General features: G+C 72.7%; 13 protein-coding genes, 3 pseudogenes and 1 riboswitch. Of the genes and pseudogenes, 12 read left to right on the top strand and 4 right to left on the bottom strand.

The features are described 5' to 3' along the window. The first annotated feature begins 217 nt into the window (after positions 1-217). From mfd to ACIO5D_RS07050, 3 genes are all read left to right on the top strand, one after another. A complete protein-coding gene (mfd, locus tag ACIO5D_RS07060) occupies positions 218-3,847 on the top strand; it encodes a transcription-repair coupling factor (RefSeq protein ID WP_363606999.1) in 3,630 nt (1,209 codons plus the stop codon). A gap of 205 nt (positions 3,848-4,052) precedes the next feature. Further along, positions 4,053-5,534, top strand: coding sequence for a sensor histidine kinase (locus ACIO5D_RS07055; RefSeq protein ID WP_400794181.1), 1,482 nt, complete (start codon positions 4,053-4,055; stop codon positions 5,532-5,534). Further along, the gene (locus ACIO5D_RS07050; protein ID WP_400656966.1) at positions 5,518-6,246 is read left to right on the top strand and encodes a response regulator; all 729 of its coding nucleotides are present in this window, start codon (positions 5,518-5,520) and stop codon (positions 6,244-6,246) included. Before ACIO5D_RS07055 ends, ACIO5D_RS07050 begins: the two co-directional genes overlap by 17 nt. A 138-nt stretch (positions 6,247-6,384) precedes the next feature. Here ACIO5D_RS07050 and ACIO5D_RS07045 read toward each other — a convergent pair. Beyond that, positions 6,385-6,762, bottom strand: a pseudogene (locus ACIO5D_RS07045) (phosphatase PAP2 family protein); the annotation flags it as partial. A 431-nt stretch (positions 6,763-7,193) separates the two neighbouring features. Between ACIO5D_RS07045 and ACIO5D_RS07040 the strand changes: the two are divergent. Together ACIO5D_RS07040 and ACIO5D_RS07035 are read left to right on the top strand one after the other, a co-directional pair. Continuing rightward, positions 7,194-7,790, top strand: a complete 597-nt coding sequence (locus ACIO5D_RS07040; protein ID WP_400794179.1) for a hypothetical protein — start codon at positions 7,194-7,196, stop codon at positions 7,788-7,790. 83 nt (positions 7,791-7,873) lie between these two features. Further along, positions 7,874-8,893 (top strand): MazG family protein, encoded by a 1,020-nt coding sequence (locus ACIO5D_RS07035; RefSeq protein ID WP_363607004.1) that lies wholly within the window; start codon positions 7,874-7,876, stop codon positions 8,891-8,893. Between the two features lie 46 nt (positions 8,894-8,939). Here the strand turns inward: ACIO5D_RS07035 and ACIO5D_RS07030 are convergent, their stop codons facing one another. Then, entirely contained in the window at positions 8,940-9,362 is a 423-nt protein-coding gene (locus ACIO5D_RS07030; protein WP_363607005.1) for an SDR family NAD(P)-dependent oxidoreductase, read from the bottom strand. 156 nt (positions 9,363-9,518) lie between these two features. Here ACIO5D_RS07030 and ACIO5D_RS07025 point away from each other — a divergent pair, with 156 nt between their 5' ends. The 7 genes and pseudogenes from ACIO5D_RS07025 (at position 9,519) to ACIO5D_RS06995 (ending at position 17,615) form a co-directional block, all read left to right on the top strand. Further along, positions 9,519-10,787, top strand: coding sequence for a cytochrome P450 (locus ACIO5D_RS07025; protein ID WP_400794177.1), 1,269 nt, complete (start codon positions 9,519-9,521; stop codon positions 10,785-10,787). Between the two features lie 224 nt (positions 10,788-11,011). Beyond that, positions 11,012-11,183: riboswitch (cyclic di-AMP (ydaO/yuaA leader) on the top strand. A gap of 5 nt (positions 11,184-11,188) precedes the next feature. Continuing rightward, the gene (locus ACIO5D_RS07020; protein WP_400794175.1) at positions 11,189-12,076 is read left to right on the top strand and encodes a transglycosylase family protein; all 888 of its coding nucleotides are present in this window, start codon (positions 11,189-11,191) and stop codon (positions 12,074-12,076) included. A gap of 244 nt (positions 12,077-12,320) precedes the next feature. Further along, a complete protein-coding gene (gene eno / locus ACIO5D_RS07015) occupies positions 12,321-13,607 on the top strand; it encodes a phosphopyruvate hydratase (protein WP_363607009.1) in 1,287 nt (428 codons plus the stop codon). Positions 13,608-13,746: 139 nt separating this feature from the next. Further along, positions 13,747-14,229 (top strand): septum formation initiator family protein, encoded by a 483-nt coding sequence (locus tag ACIO5D_RS07010; protein ID WP_400794173.1) that lies wholly within the window; start codon positions 13,747-13,749, stop codon positions 14,227-14,229. Then, positions 14,201-14,713 (top strand): annotated as a pseudogene (locus tag ACIO5D_RS07005) (DUF501 domain-containing protein); the annotation flags it as partial. The gene ACIO5D_RS07010 and the pseudogene ACIO5D_RS07005, both read left to right, overlap by 29 nt. A gap of 161 nt (positions 14,714-14,874) precedes the next feature. Continuing rightward, on the top strand, positions 14,875-15,816 hold the full coding sequence (locus tag ACIO5D_RS07000; protein ID WP_400794171.1) for an exopolyphosphatase: 942 nt from the start codon (positions 14,875-14,877) through the stop codon (positions 15,814-15,816). 428 nt (positions 15,817-16,244) lie between these two features. Then, positions 16,245-17,615, top strand: coding sequence for an NAD(P)/FAD-dependent oxidoreductase (locus tag ACIO5D_RS06995; protein ID WP_363607012.1), 1,371 nt, complete (start codon positions 16,245-16,247; stop codon positions 17,613-17,615). A 230-nt stretch (positions 17,616-17,845) separates the two neighbouring features. Here the strand turns inward: ACIO5D_RS06995 and ACIO5D_RS06990 are convergent, their stop codons facing one another. After that, entirely contained in the window at positions 17,846-20,404 is a 2,559-nt protein-coding gene (locus ACIO5D_RS06990) for an ABC transporter permease (RefSeq protein WP_400794169.1), read from the bottom strand. Between the two features lie 46 nt (positions 20,405-20,450). Continuing rightward, a pseudogene (locus ACIO5D_RS06985) lies at positions 20,451-20,552 on the bottom strand (ABC transporter ATP-binding protein); the annotation flags it as partial.

Here is a 20,552-nt window from a genome sequence, read left to right as displayed (position 1 = left end):
CAGATCGCGAAGCCGTGTGCGCGGTCCGGTGGCCGGTGGTTCGTCCGCGCCCCGGCCGCGCCCCGGCCGTGCCGTGGCCGTGCGCCGCGTGCGCGTCTGCGCCGCGGCGTAGGCTGGAGACCCCCGGCCGCACGGCGTGCCGGGCCGTTCGCGTTGCCCCGGCGGGCCTTCGTCGCCCGGGGGCAGCACCAGCCACGGGACGAAGAAGAGACTCCAGATGAGCCTGACCGGACTGCTCGATGTCGTCGCGCGGGACGCGGCCCTCGCCGAGGCGATCGAGGCCGCGACCGCCAGCGGTGCCGCCGCCGGCGGCCGCCGCCACCTGGACCTGGTCGGCCCGCCCGCCGCCAGACCGTTCGCCGTCGCGGCGCTGGCCCGCGCGCTCGCCGCGCAGGCGGCGGGGGAGCGCGGCCGGCCGGTGCTGGCCGTCACGGCCACCGGCCGGGAGGCCGAGGACCTCGCCGCCTCGCTCCGCTCGCTGCTGCCACCCGACGCGGTGGCCGAGTTCCCGGCCTGGGAGACGCTGCCGCACGAACGGCTCTCGCCGCGCTCGGACACCGTCGGCCGCCGGCTGGCCGTGCTGCGCCGGATCGTGCACCCGCGCGCGGACGACCCGGCGGCAGGCCCGGTGCAGGTCGTCGTGGCCCCCGTCCGCTCGGTGCTTCAGCCGCAGGTGAAGGGGCTGGCCGAGCTGGAGCCGGTGGCGGTCCGGCGAGGTGAGTCGCACGACCTGGAGGAGGTGGCCCGGCGGCTGTCGGCCGCCGCCTACGCCCGGGTCGAACTGGTCGAGAAGCGCGGCGAGTTCGCGGTGCGCGGCGGCATCCTGGACGTCTTCCCGCCGACCGAGGAGCACCCGCTGCGGGTGGAGTTCTGGGGCGACGACGTCGAGGAGATCCGCTACTTCAAGGTCGCCGACCAGCGCTCGCTGGAGATCGCCGACTTCGGCCTCTGGGCGCCGCCCTGTCGTGAGCTGCTGCTGACGGACGAGGTCCGGACGCGCGCCGCCGCGCTGGCCGTCGAGCACCCCGGGCTGGCCGAGATCCTGGACAGGATCGCCGAGGGCATCGCGGTCGAGGGCATGGAGTCGCTGGCACCCGTCCTGGTGGACGACATGGAACTGCTGATGGACGTGCTCCCGCTCGGCTCGGTCGCCGTGGTCTGCGACCCCGAGCGGGTCCGCACCCGGGCGGCCGACCTGGTGGCGACCAGCCAGGAGTTCCTGCACGCCTCGTGGGTGGCGGCCGCGGCCGGCGGGGACCGGCCGATCGACCTGGAGGCGATCGACGTCTCCGCCGCCTCGCTCCGTTCGCTGGCCGAGGTGCGCGAGCACGCCGAGGAGATCGGCCTGCCCTGGTGGTCGGTCAGCCCGTTCGCCACCAGCGAGTCCTCGGTGGACTCCGTCCTGGAGTTCGACGCCAACACGCTGACCCTCGGCATGCACGCGGTCGAGGCGTACCGGGGTGACACCGCCCGGGCGATCGCCGACGCCAAGGAACGGCTGGCCGCCGACTGGCGGGTCGTCATGGTCACGGAGGGGCACGGCCCGGCCTCCCGGCTCGCCGAGGTGCTCGGCAACGAGGGGATCCCGGCCCGGCTGGTCGCCGACCTCGCCGAGGCGCCCACCCGGGACGTCGTCCATGTCTCCTGCGGCTCGATCGAGCACGGCTTCGTCGACGAGGCGCTCAAGCTGACCGTGATCACCGAGACCGACCTGTCCGGCCAGAAGTCCTCCACCAAGGACATGCGCCGGATGCCGTCCCGGCGCCGCAACGCGATCGACCCGCTGGCGCTGGCCGCCGGGGACTACGTCGTCCACGAGGCGCACGGCGTCGGCCGCTACGTCGAGATGGTGCAGCGCACCGTGCAGGGCGCGACCCGCGAGTACCTGGTGCTGGAGTACGCGCCGGCCAAGCGCGGCCACCCCGGCGACCGGCTCTTCGTGCCGACCGACCAGCTGGACCAGGTCACCAAGTACGTCGGCGGCGAGGCCCCGACCCTGCACCGGCTCGGCGGCGCGGACTGGGCCAAGACCAAGCAGCGGGCCAAGAAGGCGGTCAAGGAGATCGCCGCCGACCTGATCAAGCTGTACTCGGCCCGGATGGCCGCCCCCGGCCACACCTTCGGCCAGGACACCCCGTGGCAGCGCGAGCTGGAGGACGCCTTCCCGTACGCGGAGACGCCCGACCAGCTGACCACCATCGCCGAGGTCAAGGCGGACATGGAGAAGTCCGTCCCGATGGACCGGCTGATCTGCGGCGACGTCGGCTACGGCAAGACCGAGATCGCGGTGCGGGCGGCGTTCAAGGCGGTGCAGGACGGCAAGCAGGTGGCGGTGCTGGTGCCGACCACGCTGCTGGTGCAGCAGCACTTCTCCACCTTCGCCGAGCGCTACGCGAACTTCCCGGTGACGGTGAAGGCGCTCTCCCGGTTCCAGACCGACGGCGAGGCGAAGGCCGTCCTGGAGGGCCTGTTCGAGGGCTCGGTGGACGTCGTCATCGGCACCCACCGGCTGTTCTCCTCGGAGACCCGCTTCAAGGACCTCGGCCTGGTCATCGTGGACGAGGAGCAGCGGTTCGGCGTCGAGCACAAGGAGCAGCTGAAGAAGCTGCGCGCCAACGTCGACGTGCTGACCATGTCGGCCACCCCGATCCCGCGCACCCTGGAGATGGCCGTCACCGGGATCCGCGAGATGTCCACCATCACCACCCCGCCGGAGGAGCGGCACCCGGTGCTGACCTTCGTCGGCCCGTACGACGAGAAGCAGATCTCGGCCGCGATCCGGCGTGAACTCCTGCGCGAGGGCCAGGTGTTCTACATCCACAACCGGGTGGAGTCGATCGACAAGGCGGCCGCCCGGCTGAAGGACCTCGTCCCCGAGGCGCGGATCGCCACCGCGCACGGGCAGATGGGGGAGACCCAGCTGGAGAAGGTCGTCGTCGACTTCTGGGAGAAGGAGTTCGACGTCCTGGTCTCCACCACGATCGTGGAGTCGGGCATCGACATCTCCAACGCCAACACCCTGATCGTGGAGCGCGGCGACACCTTCGGGCTCTCGCAGCTGCACCAGCTGCGCGGCCGGGTCGGCCGAGGCCGCGAGCGCGGGTACGCGTACATGCTGTACCCGCCGGAGAAGCCGCTGACCGAGACCGCGCACGAGCGCCTCGCCACCATCGCCCAGCACACCGAGATGGGCGCCGGTATGTACGTGGCGATGAAGGACCTGGAGATCCGCGGCGCCGGCAACCTGCTCGGCGGGGAGCAGTCCGGGCACATCGCGGGGGTCGGCTTCGACCTCTACATGCGGATGGTCGGCGAGGCGGTGGCCGAGTTCCGCGAGTCGCTGGCGGGCGGCGGCGAGCCGGAGGAGGAGCCGCTGGAGGTCAAGATCGAGCTGCCGGTGGACGCCCATGTGCCGCACGACTACGCGCCGGGCGAGCGGTTGCGGCTCCAGGCGTACCGCTCGATCGCGGCGGTCAACTCGGAGGCGGACATCACCCAGGTCCGCGACGAACTCGTGGACCGCTACGGGAAGCTGCCCGAGGCGGTGGAGAACCTGCTGATGGTGGCGGCGCTGCGGCTGTACGCCCGCCGGTGCGGCATCTCGGACATCACCCTGCAGGGTTCCAACGTCCGGTTCGGGCCGGTGGAGCTGCGCGAGTCGCAGCAGCTGCGGTTGAACCGGCTCTACCCGCGCAGCCAGGTCAAGGCCGCCGCCCGGCAGTTGCTGGTGCCCCGGCCGACGACCGGCCGGATCGGCGGCAAGCCGCTGGTCGGGCGTGAACTGCTGGGCTGGTGCGGTGAGTTCCTGTCGGCGATGTTCGACGACCTGGCGGGGGCGAAGAAGTAGCGGGCGCCGGGGGTCTGCCCCCGGGGGGGGGCGGCGGTCCCGGGCGAACTGCCCGGGGCCGCCGTTGCGTGTTGCGCGGGTGGGGCACGCGTGCGCACCCTCCTCCAGTGACCGGGACTTGCCGGCGGGCCCCCCGGTCTCCCGCACCCGCGGGCATGACTTTCGACAGATCCGCCCCGCGCCGCCCTTCCGTACTGTCGTCTCCGTGCGAACAGGTGGACAGCGGTGGGACGGGTGGCTGGACGGCGGGCTGCTGGCGGTGGCGGCGGCGGCGACCGGGTGGAGTGTGTTCAGTCTCTGGTGGGCGCTGCCCGCGACGGCGGCCGCGTTCCTGGCGGGGCGGCGGACGGCGCGGGCCCGGTCGGCCGTCGCGGTGTTCGCCGGGCTGGTCGCCGTCGGGCTGGTGGCGGTGGCGGTGGTGCCGCGGTGGTTCGTGCTCGGGACGAGGTTCGTCCTGCTCTCGGTGTGCGTCGCGATGGGGCCGTGGCTGCTGGGGCGGTTCTGGCGCCAGTCGCAGGAGCTGGTGCGGGCCGGGTGGGAGCGGGCCGAGCGGCTGGAGCGCGAGCAGTGGCTGGTGGCGGAGCAGGCCCGGCTGCGGGAACGTGCCCGGATCGCCCAGGACATGCACGACGCGCTCGGCCACGATCTCAGCCTGATCGCCCTGCGGGCGGGGGCACTCAAGCTCGCACCCGGCCTGGCACCGCCGCACCGGGAGGCCGCCCAGGAGATCCGGGCGGGCGCCGCGGTCGCGGTGGAACGGCTCGGCGAGGTCATCGGCGTCCTGCGGGACGACGCCGGGGGAGCTCCCCGTGGTCCGGCCGACGCGTCCATCGCGCAACTGGTCGTCGAGGCCGCGGCTGCCGGCCTGGACGTCCGGCTGGCCGTCACGGGCGAGCCGGACGGGCTGCCGAGGGCGGCCGAGCACGCCGCCTACCGGGTGGTGCAGGAGGCGCTGACCAACGCGGCCAAGCACGCACCGCGGGCGCTGGTCACCGTCGAGGTGGCGTACTCGGCGCAGGGGGCCCGGGTCGGGGTGGCCAACGGGCCGTCCCCGGCCGCGCCGGCGCCGGCGACCGGTGGACGCGGGCTGATCGGACTCGCCGAGCGGGTCCGGCTGGCCGGCGGGGTCTTCACCCACGGCCCGGGGCCCGACGGCGGCTTCGAGGTGGTGGCGAGCCTGCCGCGGGTCCGCCCCGCGAACACCGCCCCCGCCCCCGGTCCTGGCTCCACCCTCAGCCCTGGCTCCGCCCCTGGTCCCGCGTCCTCCGTACGGGTGGCGGAGACCCGGACGGCGGAGACGGCGGGGGAGCTCCGGCGCGCCCGGCGGCGGGTGGTCCGGGGGCTGGCGGCGGCGGTTCTGGTGCCGCTGGCGACCGGCCTGGTGCTGGTGCTCGCCGTGCGAGGATGGGCCTTCCACGTCACCAGCCAGGCGGTGCTGGACCCGGCCGGCTACGCGTCGCTCCGGGTCGGTCAGGACCGGGCCTCCGTGCGAGGCGTCCTGCCGGAGCGTCAGCTCACCTACCGGCCGCCCGCCATGGCGGCGGTGCCGCCGGCCCCGTCGGGAGAGGGAGTCGAATGCGAGTACTACGCGATGTCCGCGGATCTGTTGGTCGACTGGTCGGGCGACGCGTACCGGCTCTGCTTCCAGGGGCAGGTGCTGGTCTCGCTCGATGCTCTGCTCCGGTGAACGCGGGAGGCGGGCGGTGACGATTCGTGTGGTGATCGCCGATGACGAGCCGATGGTCCGGGCCGGAGTGCGCGCGGTGCTCAGCACCGACCCGGGCATCGAGATCGTCGCCGAGACCGGGGACGGCCGGGACGCCGTCGAACTGGTCCGGCGGCACCGGCCGGACGTCGTGGTGCTGGACATCCGGATGCCCGGAGCGGACGGTCTCACCGCCGCCGCCGAGATCCGCCGGACCGGCGCCGCCACCGGGATCGTCATCCTGACGACCTTCGGCGAGGACGACTACATCCTGCGGGCCCTCGGCGGCGGCGCCAACGGCTTCCTGATCAAGTCCGGCGAGCCGGAGGAACTGATCGCCGGTGTCCGGGCGGTGGCGGACGGCGCCGCCTACCTCTCACCCCAGGTGGCCGCGCGGGTGGTCGCCCATCTCGCCGCGGGCGGTGCGGGCGGGCCCGCCGACCGCCGGACCGCCGCCCGGGACCAGGTGGCCGGGCTGACCGTCCGGGAACGCGACGTGCTGACGCTGATCGCCGCCGGGCTGTCCAACGGTCAGATCGCCCGCCGGATCGGCGTGGTGGAAGGCACCGTGAAGGCCCATGTGAGCTCCATCCTGGCCCGGCTCGGCGTGGCCAACCGCGCGGCCGCCGCCGTCCTCGCGCACGAGGCCGGCCTGACCGTCGGCGGTTCGTGCGCGGGTGGCCCGCGCGACTGACGGCGCCAGCAGCAGCGGCCCCAGCAACGGCACGCCGTCCAGCGCGGACACCGCCCCGGTGGCGAGCGGGAGCAGCGCGACGACCACCGCCGCCGTGACGGTGGCGCCCAGGGCGGCCCCGGCGGCCACGTCGTGCGGGTAGTGCACCCCGGCCGCCACCCGCAGCGCGGCCGTGGCGCCGCTGACGGGTATGACGAGCAGGGCCCAGCGCGGCCGCAGCAGCACCAGGCCGGTGGCCAGGGCGACGGCCAGGGTCGCGTGGTTACTGGGGAAGGACCAGTCGCCCGGCGGCGGGCACTCGGCGACGGCCGGCACCCCGGGCAGCGCACGGCAGGGCCGCTCCTCGTCGACGATCAGCTTCAGCACCTCGCTGGTGCCGTACGCGAGCACCGTGCCGAGGCCGGTGAGCACGACCCCCGCGACCGGTCCGGCGGCGCGCCGACCGCGCGCCGTCCACCAGCGGAGCGCCAGCAGCAGACCGAGCACCAGCAGCCCGGCCTCGGTGGCGGGCTCCATCAGCGAGCCCAGCCAGTGCGGTGCGTCGGCGACCGCCTCGACCACCCGCCGGTAGCCCGTGGCGGACGGGCCGCCGACCACCCGGGTCGGTGCCTCCTCGCCGCCGCCCGCCGGGGCGAGCCACCCGACCACGCCGGCGCCCGCCCCCAGCAGGGCCACCGCCGACGCCACTCTCGCGCCCGTCGCGCCCGTCGCACCCGTCGTGGTCGTGTACGTCCTGACCGTTCTCCTCATGCTCACCGACGGTAGGAGCGGCCGACGCCGGAGGCCCGGCCCGAAAGTCAGACGGGACCCTGGACGATCGTCAGGGTTGACAGCCGGGCTCCCGCTCCGCTGAGCCGTTCGGGCCACGGTCCGCGCGTCGGGCGCACGGCCGCCCTACCCTCGGGGAAACGCCCGGCCGGGCCCGCCGCCACCCCCGGAGACCAGCCATGCACCGTCGGACCGCCGCCGCGGGTGTCCTGCTCGCCGTCTCGGCGCTGGCCGCCTGCGGGAGCGACGGCCTGACGGCGGGTACGGCGGTGGTCCTGGACGGCCGGCGGATCCCGGTCGGCGCGGTGGAGGCCCGGGTGACGCAGCTGCGGGCCGCGTCCGGCGGTGCGTCGACGGACGTCCGGCAGCAGCCGGACGGGCTGGTGCGGCGGGCCGTCGCGGACCTGGTGCTCGACGCGGTGGTCGCCCGGGCGGTGGCCGACCGCGGCCTGGCCGTCGGCGGCGCCGAGGTCGCGGCGGTCCGGGCTGCGGAGGAGGGCCGGTACGGCGGTGCCGGTCCGCTGGCCCGGGTGCTGGCCGCGCGCGGCGTCCCGGAGGCCGGGGCCGACGCCTACTACCGGCGGCAGCTGGGTATCCGCGGCCTCGCCGCCGCGGCCGGGCAGGACGCCGGTACCCCGGCGGGCGACGCCACCGTCCGCCGGGCGCTGGCCGATGCCGCCACCACGCTCCACCTGCGGGTCAACCCCCGCTACGGCGGTTGGGACGCGGAGCGGGCGGTGCTGCTCCCCGACGCCCCGCCCTGGCTGGCCCGGTAGGGCCCGCCCCGCCCCGCCGCCTCGCCGGACCGCCGCCCGAAACCGGGACGCGGCGGGCCACCGGGGCCGGGTAGGTTCGGAGGGTGACGAATCCTCCGCCCGCGAAGCTGATCCTGCTCACCACCACCCACCGGGTGGCCCCCGGCCTGCTGGCCTGGCCCGCCTGGGAGGCGCTGCGCACGGCCGGGCGCGTGCTGGCGGCCGACGCCGACCACCCCCAGCTGGCCGCGGTGCGCCAGGCCGGGGTCGAGGTGGACCTCGTGCCGGCCGGCTCGGCGCCGGCCCTCGCCCGGCTGCTGACCGAGCCGGCGCCCGGCGCGGGCCCGACGGTCTGGCTGGGCGGCCCGGACGGCGACCCTGGCCTGACCGACGCGCTGGCGCGTCTCGCGGTCGAGCACGCGGGCGAGGTGCCGGAGATCGAGGTGCTGCCCGGCTCGTACGACCTGCCGGGCGCCCGGCTGCTCGACCTGGTCTCCGTGATGGACCGTCTCCGCTCGCCCGGCGGCTGCCCCTGGGACGCCGAGCAGACCCACGCCAGTCTGGTGAAGTACCTGGTGGAGGAGGCGTACGAGCTGGTCGAGGCGATCGAGGAGGGGGACCGCGACACCCTGCGCGAGGAGCTGGGGGACGTCCTGCTCCAGGTCTTCTTCCACTCCCGGATCGCCGAGGAGCACCCCACCGACCCGTTCTCGGTGGACGACGTGGCCGGGGACATCGTCGAGAAGCTGATGTACCGCCACCCGCATGTGTTCGGGGACGTCGAGGCCGAGGGCGCCGCCGAGGTGGAGGCGAACTGGGAGCAGCTGAAGGCCGCCGAGAAGTCCGAGCGCGAGTCGGTGCTGGACGGCGTGCCGGCCGGGCTGCCCGCGCTGGCGTACGCGGCGAAGCTGGTGTCGCGGGCGCGCCGGGCGGGCTTCACGGGCGTGCCGGACGAGCCGTACGAGCTGCCCGCCGAGCTCACGGCGGAGTCGGCGGGCAGGCTGCTGCTCGCGGTGGCGCAGCGGGCGCACGACGCGGGGGTGGACGTGGACGCCGCGCTGCGGGCGGCGGCGCGCGGCTACCGGGACGCGGTGCGCGCGGCCGAGGGGCTGAAGCCCGAGTAGCCGGGACTGCCCGGGCGGCCGGCTGCTCGGGCAGTCCGGGCAGGGGTCAGACGGGCTGGACGCTCTCCACCGGCCGGCGCTGCGGCGGGACGACCTCACCGATCGCCTCGCCGACCAGGGCGAGCAGCTCGGCGAGCCGTTCCAGGTCGAGGTGGTCGGGCAGCTCGGCGAGCGAGATGATCCGCTCGCCGTCCGGACCGGCCACACAGAACAGGTCGATCGGACCGAGGTGCTTCTCGGCGGTGTCGACCAGGGCGGCGATGTCGCTCGGGCGGTGGATGTCGCCGCAGACGCCGACGACCGGGCAGCCCGGCCGGTCGAGCTCGGCGGCGAGGTCCTCGGCGATGCCGACCCGCAGGTCGGCGACAAGCACCCCGGAGGCGCCGGCGGAGGTGAAGCGGCGGGCGAGGTCGGCACCCGACCCGCCGTCGAGTACGGCGATGACCACGACTGCCCCGGCTACCCGCATGGTGCGCTCCTTCCAGTGGACGGCACCGCACCGTCGCCCACATTTTTTCGTTGGAGGATCGTAGGCACGTCCTGACCCTCCGCAACAGGGATTACCCCTCAGGTGACCAGGCTCACGCCTGCCGGGCCGGACTTACCCACCGGATACGGTCGTCCCATGCCAGTTCAGCCCGATTCCGCCCGCCCGCCGCTTTTCACCTGGGAGTTCGCCGCCGACCCGTACCCCGCGTACGCGTGGTTGCGCGAGCACGCGCCGGTGCACCGCACCACCCTGCCGAGCGGGGTGGAGGCCTGGCTGGTGACCAGGTACGCGGACGCCCGGCAGGCGCTCGCCGACGGCAGGCTCTCCAAGAACCCCGCCCACCACAGCGGGCAGGCGCACCGCACCGGCCGGGTGGGCATTCCGGGGGAGCGGCAGGCCGATCTGATGACGCACCTGCTGAACATCGACCCGCCGGACCACACCCGGCTGCGCCGGCTGGTGTCGAAGGCGTTCACGCCGCGCCGGGTGGCCGAGTTCGAGCCGCGGGTGCAGCAGCTCACCGACCGGCTGATCGACGGCTTCGCGGAGCGCGGCTCGGCGGACCTGATCCACGAGTTCGCCTTCCCGCTGCCCATCTACGCGATCTGCGACCTGCTCGGCGTGCCGTCCGAGGACCAGGACGACTTCCGGGACTGGGCGGGCATGATGATCCGCCACGGCGGCGGTCAGCGCGGTGGCGTCGGGCGCGCGGTACGGAAGATGCGGGCGTATCTGCTGGAGCTGATCCACCGCAAGCGGGCCGACCTCGGCGACGACCTGATCTCCGGTCTGATCCGGGCCAGTGACCACGGCGAGCACCTGACCGAGAACGAGGCCGCGGCGATGGCCTTCATCCTGCTCTTCGCCGGCTTCGAGACGACCGTCAACCTGATCGGCAACGGCACCTACGCGCTGCTGCGCAACCCCGGCCAGCGGGCCCTGCTGCAGGACTCGATCGTCCGCGGCGAGACCGCGCTGCTGGAGACCGGCATCGAGGAACTCCTGCGCTACGACGGCCCGGTGGAGCTGGCCACCTGGCGGTTCGCCACCACCCCGCTGGCCATCGGCGGGGTGGACATCCCGGTCGGTGACCCGGTGCTGGTGGTGCTCGCGGCGGCGGACCGGGACCCGGCGCGGTTCTCCGACGAGAACACCCTCGACCTGGCCCGGACGGACAACCCGCACCTCGGCTTCGGGCACGGCATCCACTACTGCATCGGCGCCCCGCTGGCCCGGTTGGAGGGCCGGGCCGCACTGGCCACGCTGCTCTCCCGGCTGCCCGATCTGCGGCTAGCCGAAAGCCCGGAGAATCTGCGGTGGCGCGGTGGTCTGATCATGCGTGGACTTCGTGAACTGCCGGTCGAATTCACCCCGGAGAGGCCGTCGTCCGAGACCGTCGACTGAGGTTTCCGGCGCGTCAGTCGGGTGCCGTCGACCCGCTCCACGTGGCCTGAATCACCATTAAACCGGACATAGCACCTCGGTTGGTAGGCGTATGACCACGGGCCGTAATTTCTGTGTGATGTGGGCGATATGAGCTTGTGATTGATGTGATGATCTGTCTAACCTCCCTGGAGTCCGCTGCTGCGGACCTCGTGCGCGGGACGCCGAATCCTGCCCGCCGCGTCACGGGAAATCGACCAGAACCCTTGGGCAGGGGCGGGGGAACCAGGTTTGTTGCCGTCCCCCACGGCTTGGGGTGAAGCCGCCCGCGCGGGCCGAGACGTTCCGCGTGACGCGGCCGGGCCACCTCCCGGTCCGAACCCGACAGCTCACCTCGCAGGCGTGCGGAGAGGGACATCTTCATGCTGTTCGTTGGAACTGGCCGTCACCGTCGTCGTACCCAGGCCGAGAAGGCCATCGCCGTCGCCGGTGTGGCCGGCGTCGGACTCGCGATGCCGCTCCTCACCGCCTCCGGTGCCTCGGCCGCGCCCGCCTCCACCTGGGACGCGGTCGCCCAGTGCGAGAGCGGCGGCAACTGGAGCATCAACACGGGCAACGGCTTCTACGGCGGCCTGCAGTTCACCTCCAGCACCTGGAAGGCGTACGGCGGCAACGCGTACGCCGCGCAGGCCAACCAGGCCAGCAAGGCCCAGCAGATCTCGGTCGCGGAGAAGGTCCTCGCCTCGCAGGGGCCGGGCGCCTGGCCGGTCTGCTCCCAGAAGGCCGGCCTGACCAAGGGCGGCGCCCCGGCCGCGGTCGACACCTCCGTCGCCAAGCCCGCCGCGCCGAAGCCGGCCCAGCCGAAGCCGGTTCAGCAGCAGGCCCAGAAGCCCGCGCAGAAGCCCGTCCAGCAGCAGGCCCCGCAGCCGGCCGCGAAGCCCGCCCAGCCCGCGCAGCAGAACACCCAGGCCCCGGGCTTCTCCGGCAAGGCCGGCTGGGACGCCGACGCGAAGGTGTACTGGTACCAGAACAACGGTGCCTGGTACTGGACCAGCCACCAGAGCGTCTACCAGCAGTACGCCGGCCAGGCCGCGAGCCAGGACTTCCGCCCGGCGGCCGCCCAGAGCGCCCCGGCCGCCGCGCCGAAGAGCGGTCACGGCTACACCGTCCAGTCCGGCGACACGCTGTCCACCATCGCCGCCGCCCAGGGCGTCTCCGGCGGCTGGCAGGCGCTGTACGACGGCAACCGCGGCACCGTCGGCGGCAACCCGAACCTGATCGTCCCCGGCCAGGTGCTCACCCTCGGCTGAGTCCCGCACCGGGCGACAGCGGGCGAAGGGGGCCGGATTCGGCCCCCTTCGCCCGCTTCCGGCCCCGTCCATGGGGCAACCAGGTGAACTACCGGTGGGTAGGCAGGCCACACGCTGAGACGGGACCGAGGTCAGCGTGGCCCTGAGAGCCCGTGCGGTTAGGCTCTGGTCGTAACGACTCCGCAATCGTCCCGCCGACATCATCACCGTCAGCCGGACCCCTGCTTCCGCTAGGAGATGCCTCGTGCCGTCCATCGATGTCGTCGTAGCCCGTGAGATTCTCGACTCGCGTGGGAACCCCACGGTCGAGGTCGAGGTCGGCCTCGACGACGGCAGCACCGGCCGTGCCGCTGTCCCGTCGGGTGCCTCGACCGGCGCCTTCGAGGCGCTGGAGCTTCGCGACGGTGACAAGAACCGCTACTTCGGCAAGGGCGTGGAGAAGGCCGTTCTGGCCGTCATCGAGCAGATCGGCCCGGAGCTGGTCGGCTACGACGCCACCGAGCAGCGCCTGATCGACCAGGCCATGCTCGACCTGGACGCCACCCCGGACAAGTCCTCGCTCGGCGCCAACGCCATCCTGGGCGTCTCGCTGGCCGTCGCGCACGCCGCCGCCGAGGCCAGCGACCTGCCGCTGTTCCGCTACCTGGGCGGCCCGAACGCGCACGTCCTGCCGGTCCCGATGATGAACATCCTCAACGGCGGCTCGCACGCGGACTCCAACGTCGACATCCAGGAGTTCATGATCGCCCCGATCGGCGCGGAGTCCTTCTCCGAGGCCGTCCGCTGGGGCGTCGAGGTCTACCACACCCTCAAGGGCGTGCTGAAGGAGCGCGGCCTGTCCACCGGCCTCGGTGACGAGGGCGGCTTCGCGCCGAACCTGGACAGCAACCGCGAGGCCCTGGACCTCATCGTCGAGGCCATCCAGAAGGCCGGCTACGTGCCCGGCAAGGACATCGCGCTCGCCCTGGACGTCGCCGCCTCCGAGTTCCACGAGGACGGCGCCTACCAGTTCGAGGGCAAGGCGCTCTCGGCCAACGAGCTCATCGAGTACTACGCCGAGCTGGTCGCCGCCTACCCGCTGGTCTCCATCGAGGACCCGCTGGACGAGTCGGACTGGGACGGCTGGAAGGCCATGACCGTCAAGCTGGGCGACAAGGTCCAGCTGGTCGGCGACGACCTGTTCGTCACCAACCCGGTCCGCCTGGCCAAGGGCATCGAGACCGCCACCGCCAACGCGCTGCTGGTGAAGGTGAACCAGATCGGCTCGCTGACCGAGACCCTGGACGCCGTCGAGCTGGCCCAGCGCAACGGCTACCGCTGCATGATGTCGCACCGCTCCGGTGAGACCGAGGACGTCACCATCGCCGACCTGGCCGTCGCCACCAACTGCGGCCAGATCAAGACCGGCGCCCCGGCCCGCTCCGAGCGCGTCGCCAAGTACAACCAGCTGCTGCGCATCGAGGAGATCCTCGACGACGCCGCCGAGTACGCCGGCCGCGGCGCCTTCCCGCGCTTCAAGCACGAGGGCTGAGCCCTTCCGGCCCGGTCCCTCGGCCGTCCGGTAGCGCACGCCTGACCGGTGCCCCGCCGTTCACCCCGTAGGGTGGACGGCGGGGCACCGTCGCGACCAGGAGGGGAATCGGGAGATGGCAGGCTGGAGGATTCCGGGCTTGGCGGCCCGTCCCCGGTTCACGAGCCGGGCGACCGTCCTCGTCCTGGTGCTCTGCTCGCTGGTGGCGATCCTCGCCTACCCGACCCGCCAGTTCATCTCCCAGCGCTCCGAGATCTCCGCCCAGCGGGCGAAGGCCGAGCACACCCGGCAGCAGGTCGAGCAGCTGCGCCGGGAGAAGGCCCGCTGGCAGGACCCGGAGTACGTCAAGGCGCAGGCCCGCGCCCGGCTGCACTACGCGATGCCGGGGGAGACCCCGTACATCGCGGTGGACCCGGCCGGCCAGGGCGCCACCAAATCCTCCGTCAGCTCGCCCGCCCCCTCCGAGGGCGCGGCCCACGGCCCGGTGACGGCGGCCAAGCCCTGGTACGCCAGCGTCTGGGACTCGGTCGACGCCGCCGACACAGCCGACACCGCCGCCCTGGCCCCGCCCTCTCCACTCGCCCCCGCCCTCGCTGGAGACAGCTCCCCCCATGACCACTGAGAACCACCCCACCGTCTCCGACTCCGACGTCGCGGCCATCGCCGCGCAGCTCGGCCGGGTCCCGCGCGGACTGCGCGCGGTCGCACACCGCTGCCCCTGCGGCAACCCGGACGTCGTGGAGACGGCCCCCCGGCTCGCGGACGGCACGCCGTTCCCGACCCTGTACTACCTGACCTGCCCCAAGGCCGCCTCGCTGATCGGCACCCTGGAGGCGGACGGCGTGATGAAGGAGCAGACCGCCCGGCTCGCCGAGGACCCGGAGCTGGCCGCCGCCTACCAGAAGGCGCACGAGGACTACATCGCCCGCCGGGACGCCATCGAGGTGCTGGAGGGCTTCCCGAGCGCCGGCGGCATGCCGGACCGGGTGAAGTGCCTGCACGTACTGGTCGGCCACTCGCTGGCGGCCGGACCGGGCGTCAACCCGCTCGGTGACGAGGCGATCGGCATGCTGGAGGACTGGTGGGCCAAGGGCCCGTGCGTCTCCGCCGACGAGGTCGAGGCCGCCGGTGGGCGGGTCGCGCGCAACCGCGCCAAGGAGCACGACCACGAGGCCGTGATCGCCGCCAAGCAGCGGAAGGCCGAGGAGCGCGCCGCGAAGAAGCGCGCCGCCGAGGAGGCCGGCCAGGACGACCGGGAGGCCGGCGCATGAGCGTCACCCGGGTCGCCGCGATCGACTGCGGCACCAACTCGATCCGGCTGCTGGTCGCCGACCTGGACCCGGAGACCGGGGAGATCACCGACCTCGACCGCCGGATGGTCATCAACCGGCTGGGCCAGGGCGTGGACCGGACAGGACGGCTGCACCCGGACGCGCTGGCCCGCACCTTCGCGGCCTGCCGCGAGTACGCGGAGGTCATCTCCGGGCTCGGCGTCGGCCCGGACCGGACCCGCTTCGTCGCCACCAGCGCCTCCCGGGACGCCGAGAACAGCGACGAGTACATCAGCGGCGTGCGCGGGATCCTGGGTGTCGAGCCCGAGGTGGTCAGCGGCGACGAAGAGGCGCACCTCTCCTTCGTGGGCGCCACCAAGGAGTTCACCGGGGGTCAGTTCCCGGCGCCCTATCTGGTCTTCGACCTCGGTGGCGGCTCCACCGAGTTCGTGCTGGGCACGCGGGACGTGCAGGCGGCCCGCTCGGTGGACATCGGCTGCGTCCGGCTGACCGAGCGGCACTTCGGCGGCGCCGAGCTGCCGACGCCGGAGCAGATCTCCGCCGCCCGGGCACACATCGCGGCCGAGCTGGACAAGGCCGAGGAGACCGTCCCGCTGACCGGTGCGGCCACCCTGGTGGGCCTGGCCGGGACGGTCACCACGGTCTCCGCGATCGCCCTGGACCTGCCCGCGTACGACTCCGAGGTGATCCACCACTCGCGGATCACCAGGGAGCGGGTGGCGCGGATCGCCGACGAGCTGCTGGCCGCCACCCACGTCCAGCGCGCGGCCATCCCGTCGATGCACCCCGGCCGGGTGGACGTGATCGCGGCCGGCGCGCTGGAGCTGCTGGAGATCATGGAGCGGACGGGCGCCGCCGAGGTGGTCGTCAGCGAGCACGACATCCTGGACGGCATCGCCTGGAGTATTGCCCGCTGACCTTCCGCGGGCCTTACCTCTCCGGCCCCGGAGCCCCGATCGGGGCTCCGGGGCCGGGGCGCGCCCGGGGCCGTGCGGGAAAGTTCGTGAATTTCTTCACATGGCGATCCAGTCATTCGTCGCAGTCGTTGGCCCACTCCGTCCGAAATATGGGACCAAAGGTCCGTCCGGCGTGCCGACCGTTGGATCGTAGGTGAGGCTCCCCTGGGGGTTTGAAAATCGAAATCATGCACGGGAACCCAGGCGCGGCACGGATCGTTGCTGCTCAGCCGGGTCATTCGAACGCGCGCGCTCTCCCGGGGCTCCGGTGGGTGGTGGGGCTGTGCCCCTGAGCCGGGAAATGGGCCGCGAAGTGTAGCACAGGGTGTCCAGAAGCTTGTGACTGGGCTCACGAAGGCTGCTCCGAACGGTGCTGGATACTTTCGGATATGAGCACCACGGAGCGTCCTCGCATCCTCATTGTCGGCGGTGGTTACGTCGGCCTGTATGCCGCGATGCGCATCCTCAAGAAGATGCGTTACGGCGAAGCGACCGTCACGGTCGTCGACCCGCGGTCGTACATGACGTACCTGCCCTTCCTCCCCGAGGCGGCCGGCGGCAACGTCGCGCCCCGCAACCTCGTTGCCCCGCTGCGCAGCGCCCTGAAGAAGGCGGAGGTGCTCACCGGTGCGGTCACCGGTGTGGACCACGCCCGCAAGGTCGCCACCATCCAGCCGGCGGCCGGCGACTCGTACGAGCTGCCCTTCGAGTACCTGGTCGTCGCGACCGGCTCGGTCTCCCGCACCTTCCCGATCCCGGGTCTGGCGGAGCACGGCATCGGCATGAAGACGGTCGAGGAGGCCATCAGCCTCCGCAACCACGTCATGGCGCAGCTGGACAAGGCCGAGTCCACCACGGACGAGGCGGTCCGCCGCAAGGCGCTGACCTTCGTCGTCATCGGCGGTGGCTTCGCCGGTGTCGAGACGATCGCCGAGATCGAGGACATGGCGCGCGACGCCGCCAAGATCTACCGGACCGTCAGCCGTGACGACATGCGCTTCATCCTGGTGGAGGCGGCCAACCGCATCCTCCCGGAGATGGGCCCGGACCTCGGTCTGTGGACCAAGGAGAAGCTCGAAGAGCGCAACATCGAGATCTACATCGAGACCTCGATGGACTCCTGCGTCGACCAGCACGTCGTGCTGAAGAACGGCGTCGAGGCCGATGCCTCCACCATCGTGTGGACGGCCGGTGTGAAGCCGAACCCGGTGCTGGCCAACTTCGGCCTGCCGCTGGGCCCGCGCGGCCACGTCGACACCGCCCCGACCCTGCAGGTCCAGGGCTTCGACTACGTCTGGTCCGCCGGCGACAACGCCCAGGTGCCGGACCTCGCCGCCGGCGAGGGCGCCTGGTGCCCGCCGAACGCGCAGCACGCGGTCCGTCAGGCCGCCGTCCTCGGCGACAACGTCATCTCCGGGATGCGCGGCTTCCCGCAGTCCGAGTACAAGCACAAGAACCTCGGTGCGGTGGCCGGTCTCGGCCTGCACAAGGGTGTGGCGATCCTCTTCGGCAAGTACAAGCTGAAGGGCCGTCCGGCCTGGTGGTTCCACCGCCTGTACCACGGCGCCATGGTCCCGACCATGAACCGCAAGATCCGCGTCTTCACCGACTGGACGCTGGCCGTGTTCCTGAAGCGCGAGGCCGTCGGCCTGTCGCAGATGGAGAAGCCGTTCGAGGCGTTCCAGGAGGCTACGGCGCCCGCGCCGAAGCCCGCCGTGGCGGCCAAGCCGGCCGCGGACAAGGAACTCGCCAGCAAGTAAGCGACTGACACCCCGGCGTGGGAGCGTCGGGGTATGAGTCGGAGGCCCTCCGCCCGGCAACGCCGCCGGACCACGACCTCCGTGGTGCTCAGCCGGCCCGTGCGACCGGGCGGAGTACAAGAAGTACGGGAAGTCCCCCGCCGAACCCTCCGGCGGGGGACTTCCCGTTTTCCTGTTCCCGGCTTCCCGGCTTCCCGGCTTCCCGGCTTCCGGCCTTCCCCGGCCGGCGGTCAGTCGGTCTTGATGCTCTCCAGGATGTCCAGCTTGGAGGCCCGGCGGGCCGGCCAGAAGGCGGCCACCAGGCCGACCACGCCGGCCAGTGCCAGGAAGAGCAGCAACTGGCCGAAGGGGAGCACCGTGGTGAGGCCCTGCAGGCTCGACTTCAGCGTGCCGTTGATCGCCCAGGCCATGAAGCAGCCGAGCAGGACACCGATGCCGGCGCCGAAGACCGAGATCACCACGGACTCCAGCCGGACCATCCGCTTGATGCCGGAGCGGTCCAGGCCGATCGCCCGCAGCATCCCGATCTCGCGCTTGCGCTCGAAGACCGACATGGCCAGCGTGTTGATCACCCCGAGGATCGCGACGATCACGGACATCGCCAGCAGGCCGTACATCATGTTCAGCGCGAAGGTGATGGTCTGGCTGAACTCGTCGCGGACGTCCTGCTTGGACTGGACCTCGATCACCGGGTTGGCGCCGGTGGCGTCCTTGAGCGACTGCTTCAACTTGTCGGTGGCGCCGTCGGCGCCCTTGACCAGGACGTTCCTGATGTAGGGCTGGGGATCGTGCTTGACGATCTCGCTGTTGGCCAGTGCGGCCCCGCCGACCATCCCGCCCTTCTGGTAGACACCGCCGACGGTGACCTGGCCGGTGGACTCGTCCGGGTAGGTGATCTTGACGGTCGAGCCGGTGGTGAGGTTGCCGCTCTTGGCGACGTCCTCGTCGATCAGGATCTGGCCCTGGCCGAGCCCGGCGGTGGAGCCGCTGGTCAGCTTGACCGAGACGAGCTTGTCGAAGGAGTCCTGGTTCAGCCCGGTGATCTCCTGGTTCTTGCCGTTGAGGTCCCAGTAGACGGTGGTGAACGGCGAGGAGGCGGCCACCCCGGGGGTCTTGGCGATCTCGGCCGGGACCTTGTCCGAGAGGCTCATGCCGTTGGCGGCCCCGACCAGGTAGTCGGCCTTCAGGGAGCTGGTGACGGCCTTGTCTATCGCGTCGCCGACCGAGGCGCCGATCACCGTCAGACCGCTGACCAGGGTCAGGCCGATGGTGAGCGCGGCGGCGGTGGCCGCGGTGCGGCGCGGGTTGCGCACCGCGTTCTGCCGGGCGAGCTTGCCGGGCATGCCGGCCAGCTTCCCGAGCACCGGGCCGATCAGGGCGATGACCGGGCGGGAGAGCAGCGGCAGCAGGACGAAGACGCCGACCAGGGCCAGCACGGCGCCGACCGCGACCGGCATCCGGCCGTCGCCGTTGCCGGTGGACGCGCCGTAGGCGATCAGCGCGGCGCCGCCGGCGGCGCCGATCGAGCCGATCGTGTTGCGGACCACCAGGCTCTTCTGGCTGCTCGGCTGGTCACCGCTGCTCATCGCGGCCACCGGGGCGATCCGGGAGGCCCGCATGGCGGGCAGCAGGGCGGAGAGCACCGTCACCACGATGCCGACCACCAGGGTGACGGCCACGGTGAGCGGCTTGATCACCAGCGGGCCGCTGGGCATCCCGCTGTCCATCGCGCCGACCAGGGACTGCAGCCCGGCACCGATGCCGACACCGACCACCAGACCGGCCGCGGCGGACAGGGCGCCGATCGCCAGGGCCTCGATCAGCACGGACCGGGTGACCTGCTTGCGGCTGGCACCGATCGCCCGCAGCAGCGCGAGCTCCTTGGTGCGCTGGGCGACCAGCATGGTGAAGGTGTTGGCGATGATGAAGATGCCGACGAAGAGTGAGATCCCGGCGAAGGCGAGCAGCATGGTGCGCATGCTCTCGGTGCCGCTGGTGATCATCTTCTGCTCGTCGTCCTTGAGCTGCTGACCGGTCTCGGCGTTGAGCTGCTGGCCGGCCGGGAGCTTCGGCTGGACCTGGGAGAGCAGCGCGTCCTCGGTGGTGCCGGGCTTGGCGGCGAGCACGATGCTGCTGTAGCGGCCCGGCTCCAGCAGCAGCTGCTGGGCGCTGGCGCGGTCGAACAGGGTGAGCGTGCCGCCGGTGTTCACCACCGGGTCGTCGGTGGTGAAGATGCCGGTCAGCCGGGCCTCGATCACCGGGCCGTTGGAGGCGAGCCGGACGGTGTCGCCGACCTTGTAGCCGCCCTTGTCGGCGGTCTTGCGGTCGAGCGCGATCTCCTTGGCCGTCTTCGGGCCCTGGCCCTCGGCCATCGGGTAGCGCGGGTCCTTGCCGTCCTGGCCGGGGGCGAAGTTGGCGCCCTTGGCGCTCCACGCCTTGCCGATCAGATTGCCGCTGCGGTCGGCGACCCCGGTGAAGCCGCTGACCACGCCGCGGGCCTGGGCGGTGCCGGGGAGCGCGGCGAGCTGCTGGACCGTGGCGTCGGTCAGGGTGGCCGAGCTCTTGTCGCTCTTCTCCCGGGCGCTGGCGGAGGAGCCCGCGGCCCGGTCGACGATCTGGACCGACACGTCGGTGTAGCTCTTGGAGTTGCTGTCCCGCATGGCCTTGCCGAAGGTGTCGGAGAAGACCATGGTGCCGGCCACGAAGGCGGTGCCCAGCATGACGGCCAGTGCCGTCATCAGCAGTCGGCCCTTGTGGGCCAGCACATTGCGCAGTGCGGTGCGATACATGGGGTGTCCTGGGGTCACGTAGGGACGGGCGGCTGCCGGCGGAGTGTCAGCTCGTGCGGCCCTTGGCGTCGAAGCGGCGCATGCGGTCCAGGACGGTGTCGGCGGTGGGGTGGACGAGTTCGTCGACGATGCGGCCGTCGGCGAGGAA

The organism is Kitasatospora sp. NPDC087315 (genome assembly GCF_044744345.1).
In the GTDB taxonomy this organism is placed as follows: Bacteria; Actinomycetota; Actinomycetes; order Streptomycetales; family Streptomycetaceae; genus Kitasatospora.
This window is presented reverse-complemented; position numbering and strand designations above follow the sequence as displayed.

Bases quoted from the DNA above. Each gene is read 5' to 3' on its own strand.
- mfd (WP_363606999.1), top strand. From the start codon at position 218: ATGAGCCTGACCGGACTGCTCGATGTCGTCGCGCGGGACGCGGCCCTC.
- ACIO5D_RS07050 (WP_400656966.1), top strand. From the start codon at position 5,518: ATGCTCTGCTCCGGTGAACGCGGGAGGCGGGCGGTGACGATTCGTGTG.
- ACIO5D_RS07040 (WP_400794179.1), top strand. From the start codon at position 7,194: ATGCACCGTCGGACCGCCGCCGCGGGTGTCCTGCTCGCCGTCTCGGCG.
- ACIO5D_RS07030 (WP_363607005.1), bottom strand. From the start codon at position 9,362: ATGCGGGTAGCCGGGGCAGTCGTGGTCATCGCCGTACTCGACGGCGGG.
- ACIO5D_RS07025 (WP_400794177.1), top strand. From the start codon at position 9,519: ATGCCAGTTCAGCCCGATTCCGCCCGCCCGCCGCTTTTCACCTGGGAG.
- ACIO5D_RS07020 (WP_400794175.1), top strand. From the start codon at position 11,189: ATGCTGTTCGTTGGAACTGGCCGTCACCGTCGTCGTACCCAGGCCGAG.
- ACIO5D_RS07000 (WP_400794171.1), top strand. From the start codon at position 14,875: ATGAGCGTCACCCGGGTCGCCGCGATCGACTGCGGCACCAACTCGATC.
- ACIO5D_RS06995 (WP_363607012.1), top strand. From the start codon at position 16,245: ATGAGCACCACGGAGCGTCCTCGCATCCTCATTGTCGGCGGTGGTTAC.
- ACIO5D_RS06990 (WP_400794169.1), bottom strand. From the start codon at position 20,404: ATGTATCGCACCGCACTGCGCAATGTGCTGGCCCACAAGGGCCGACTG.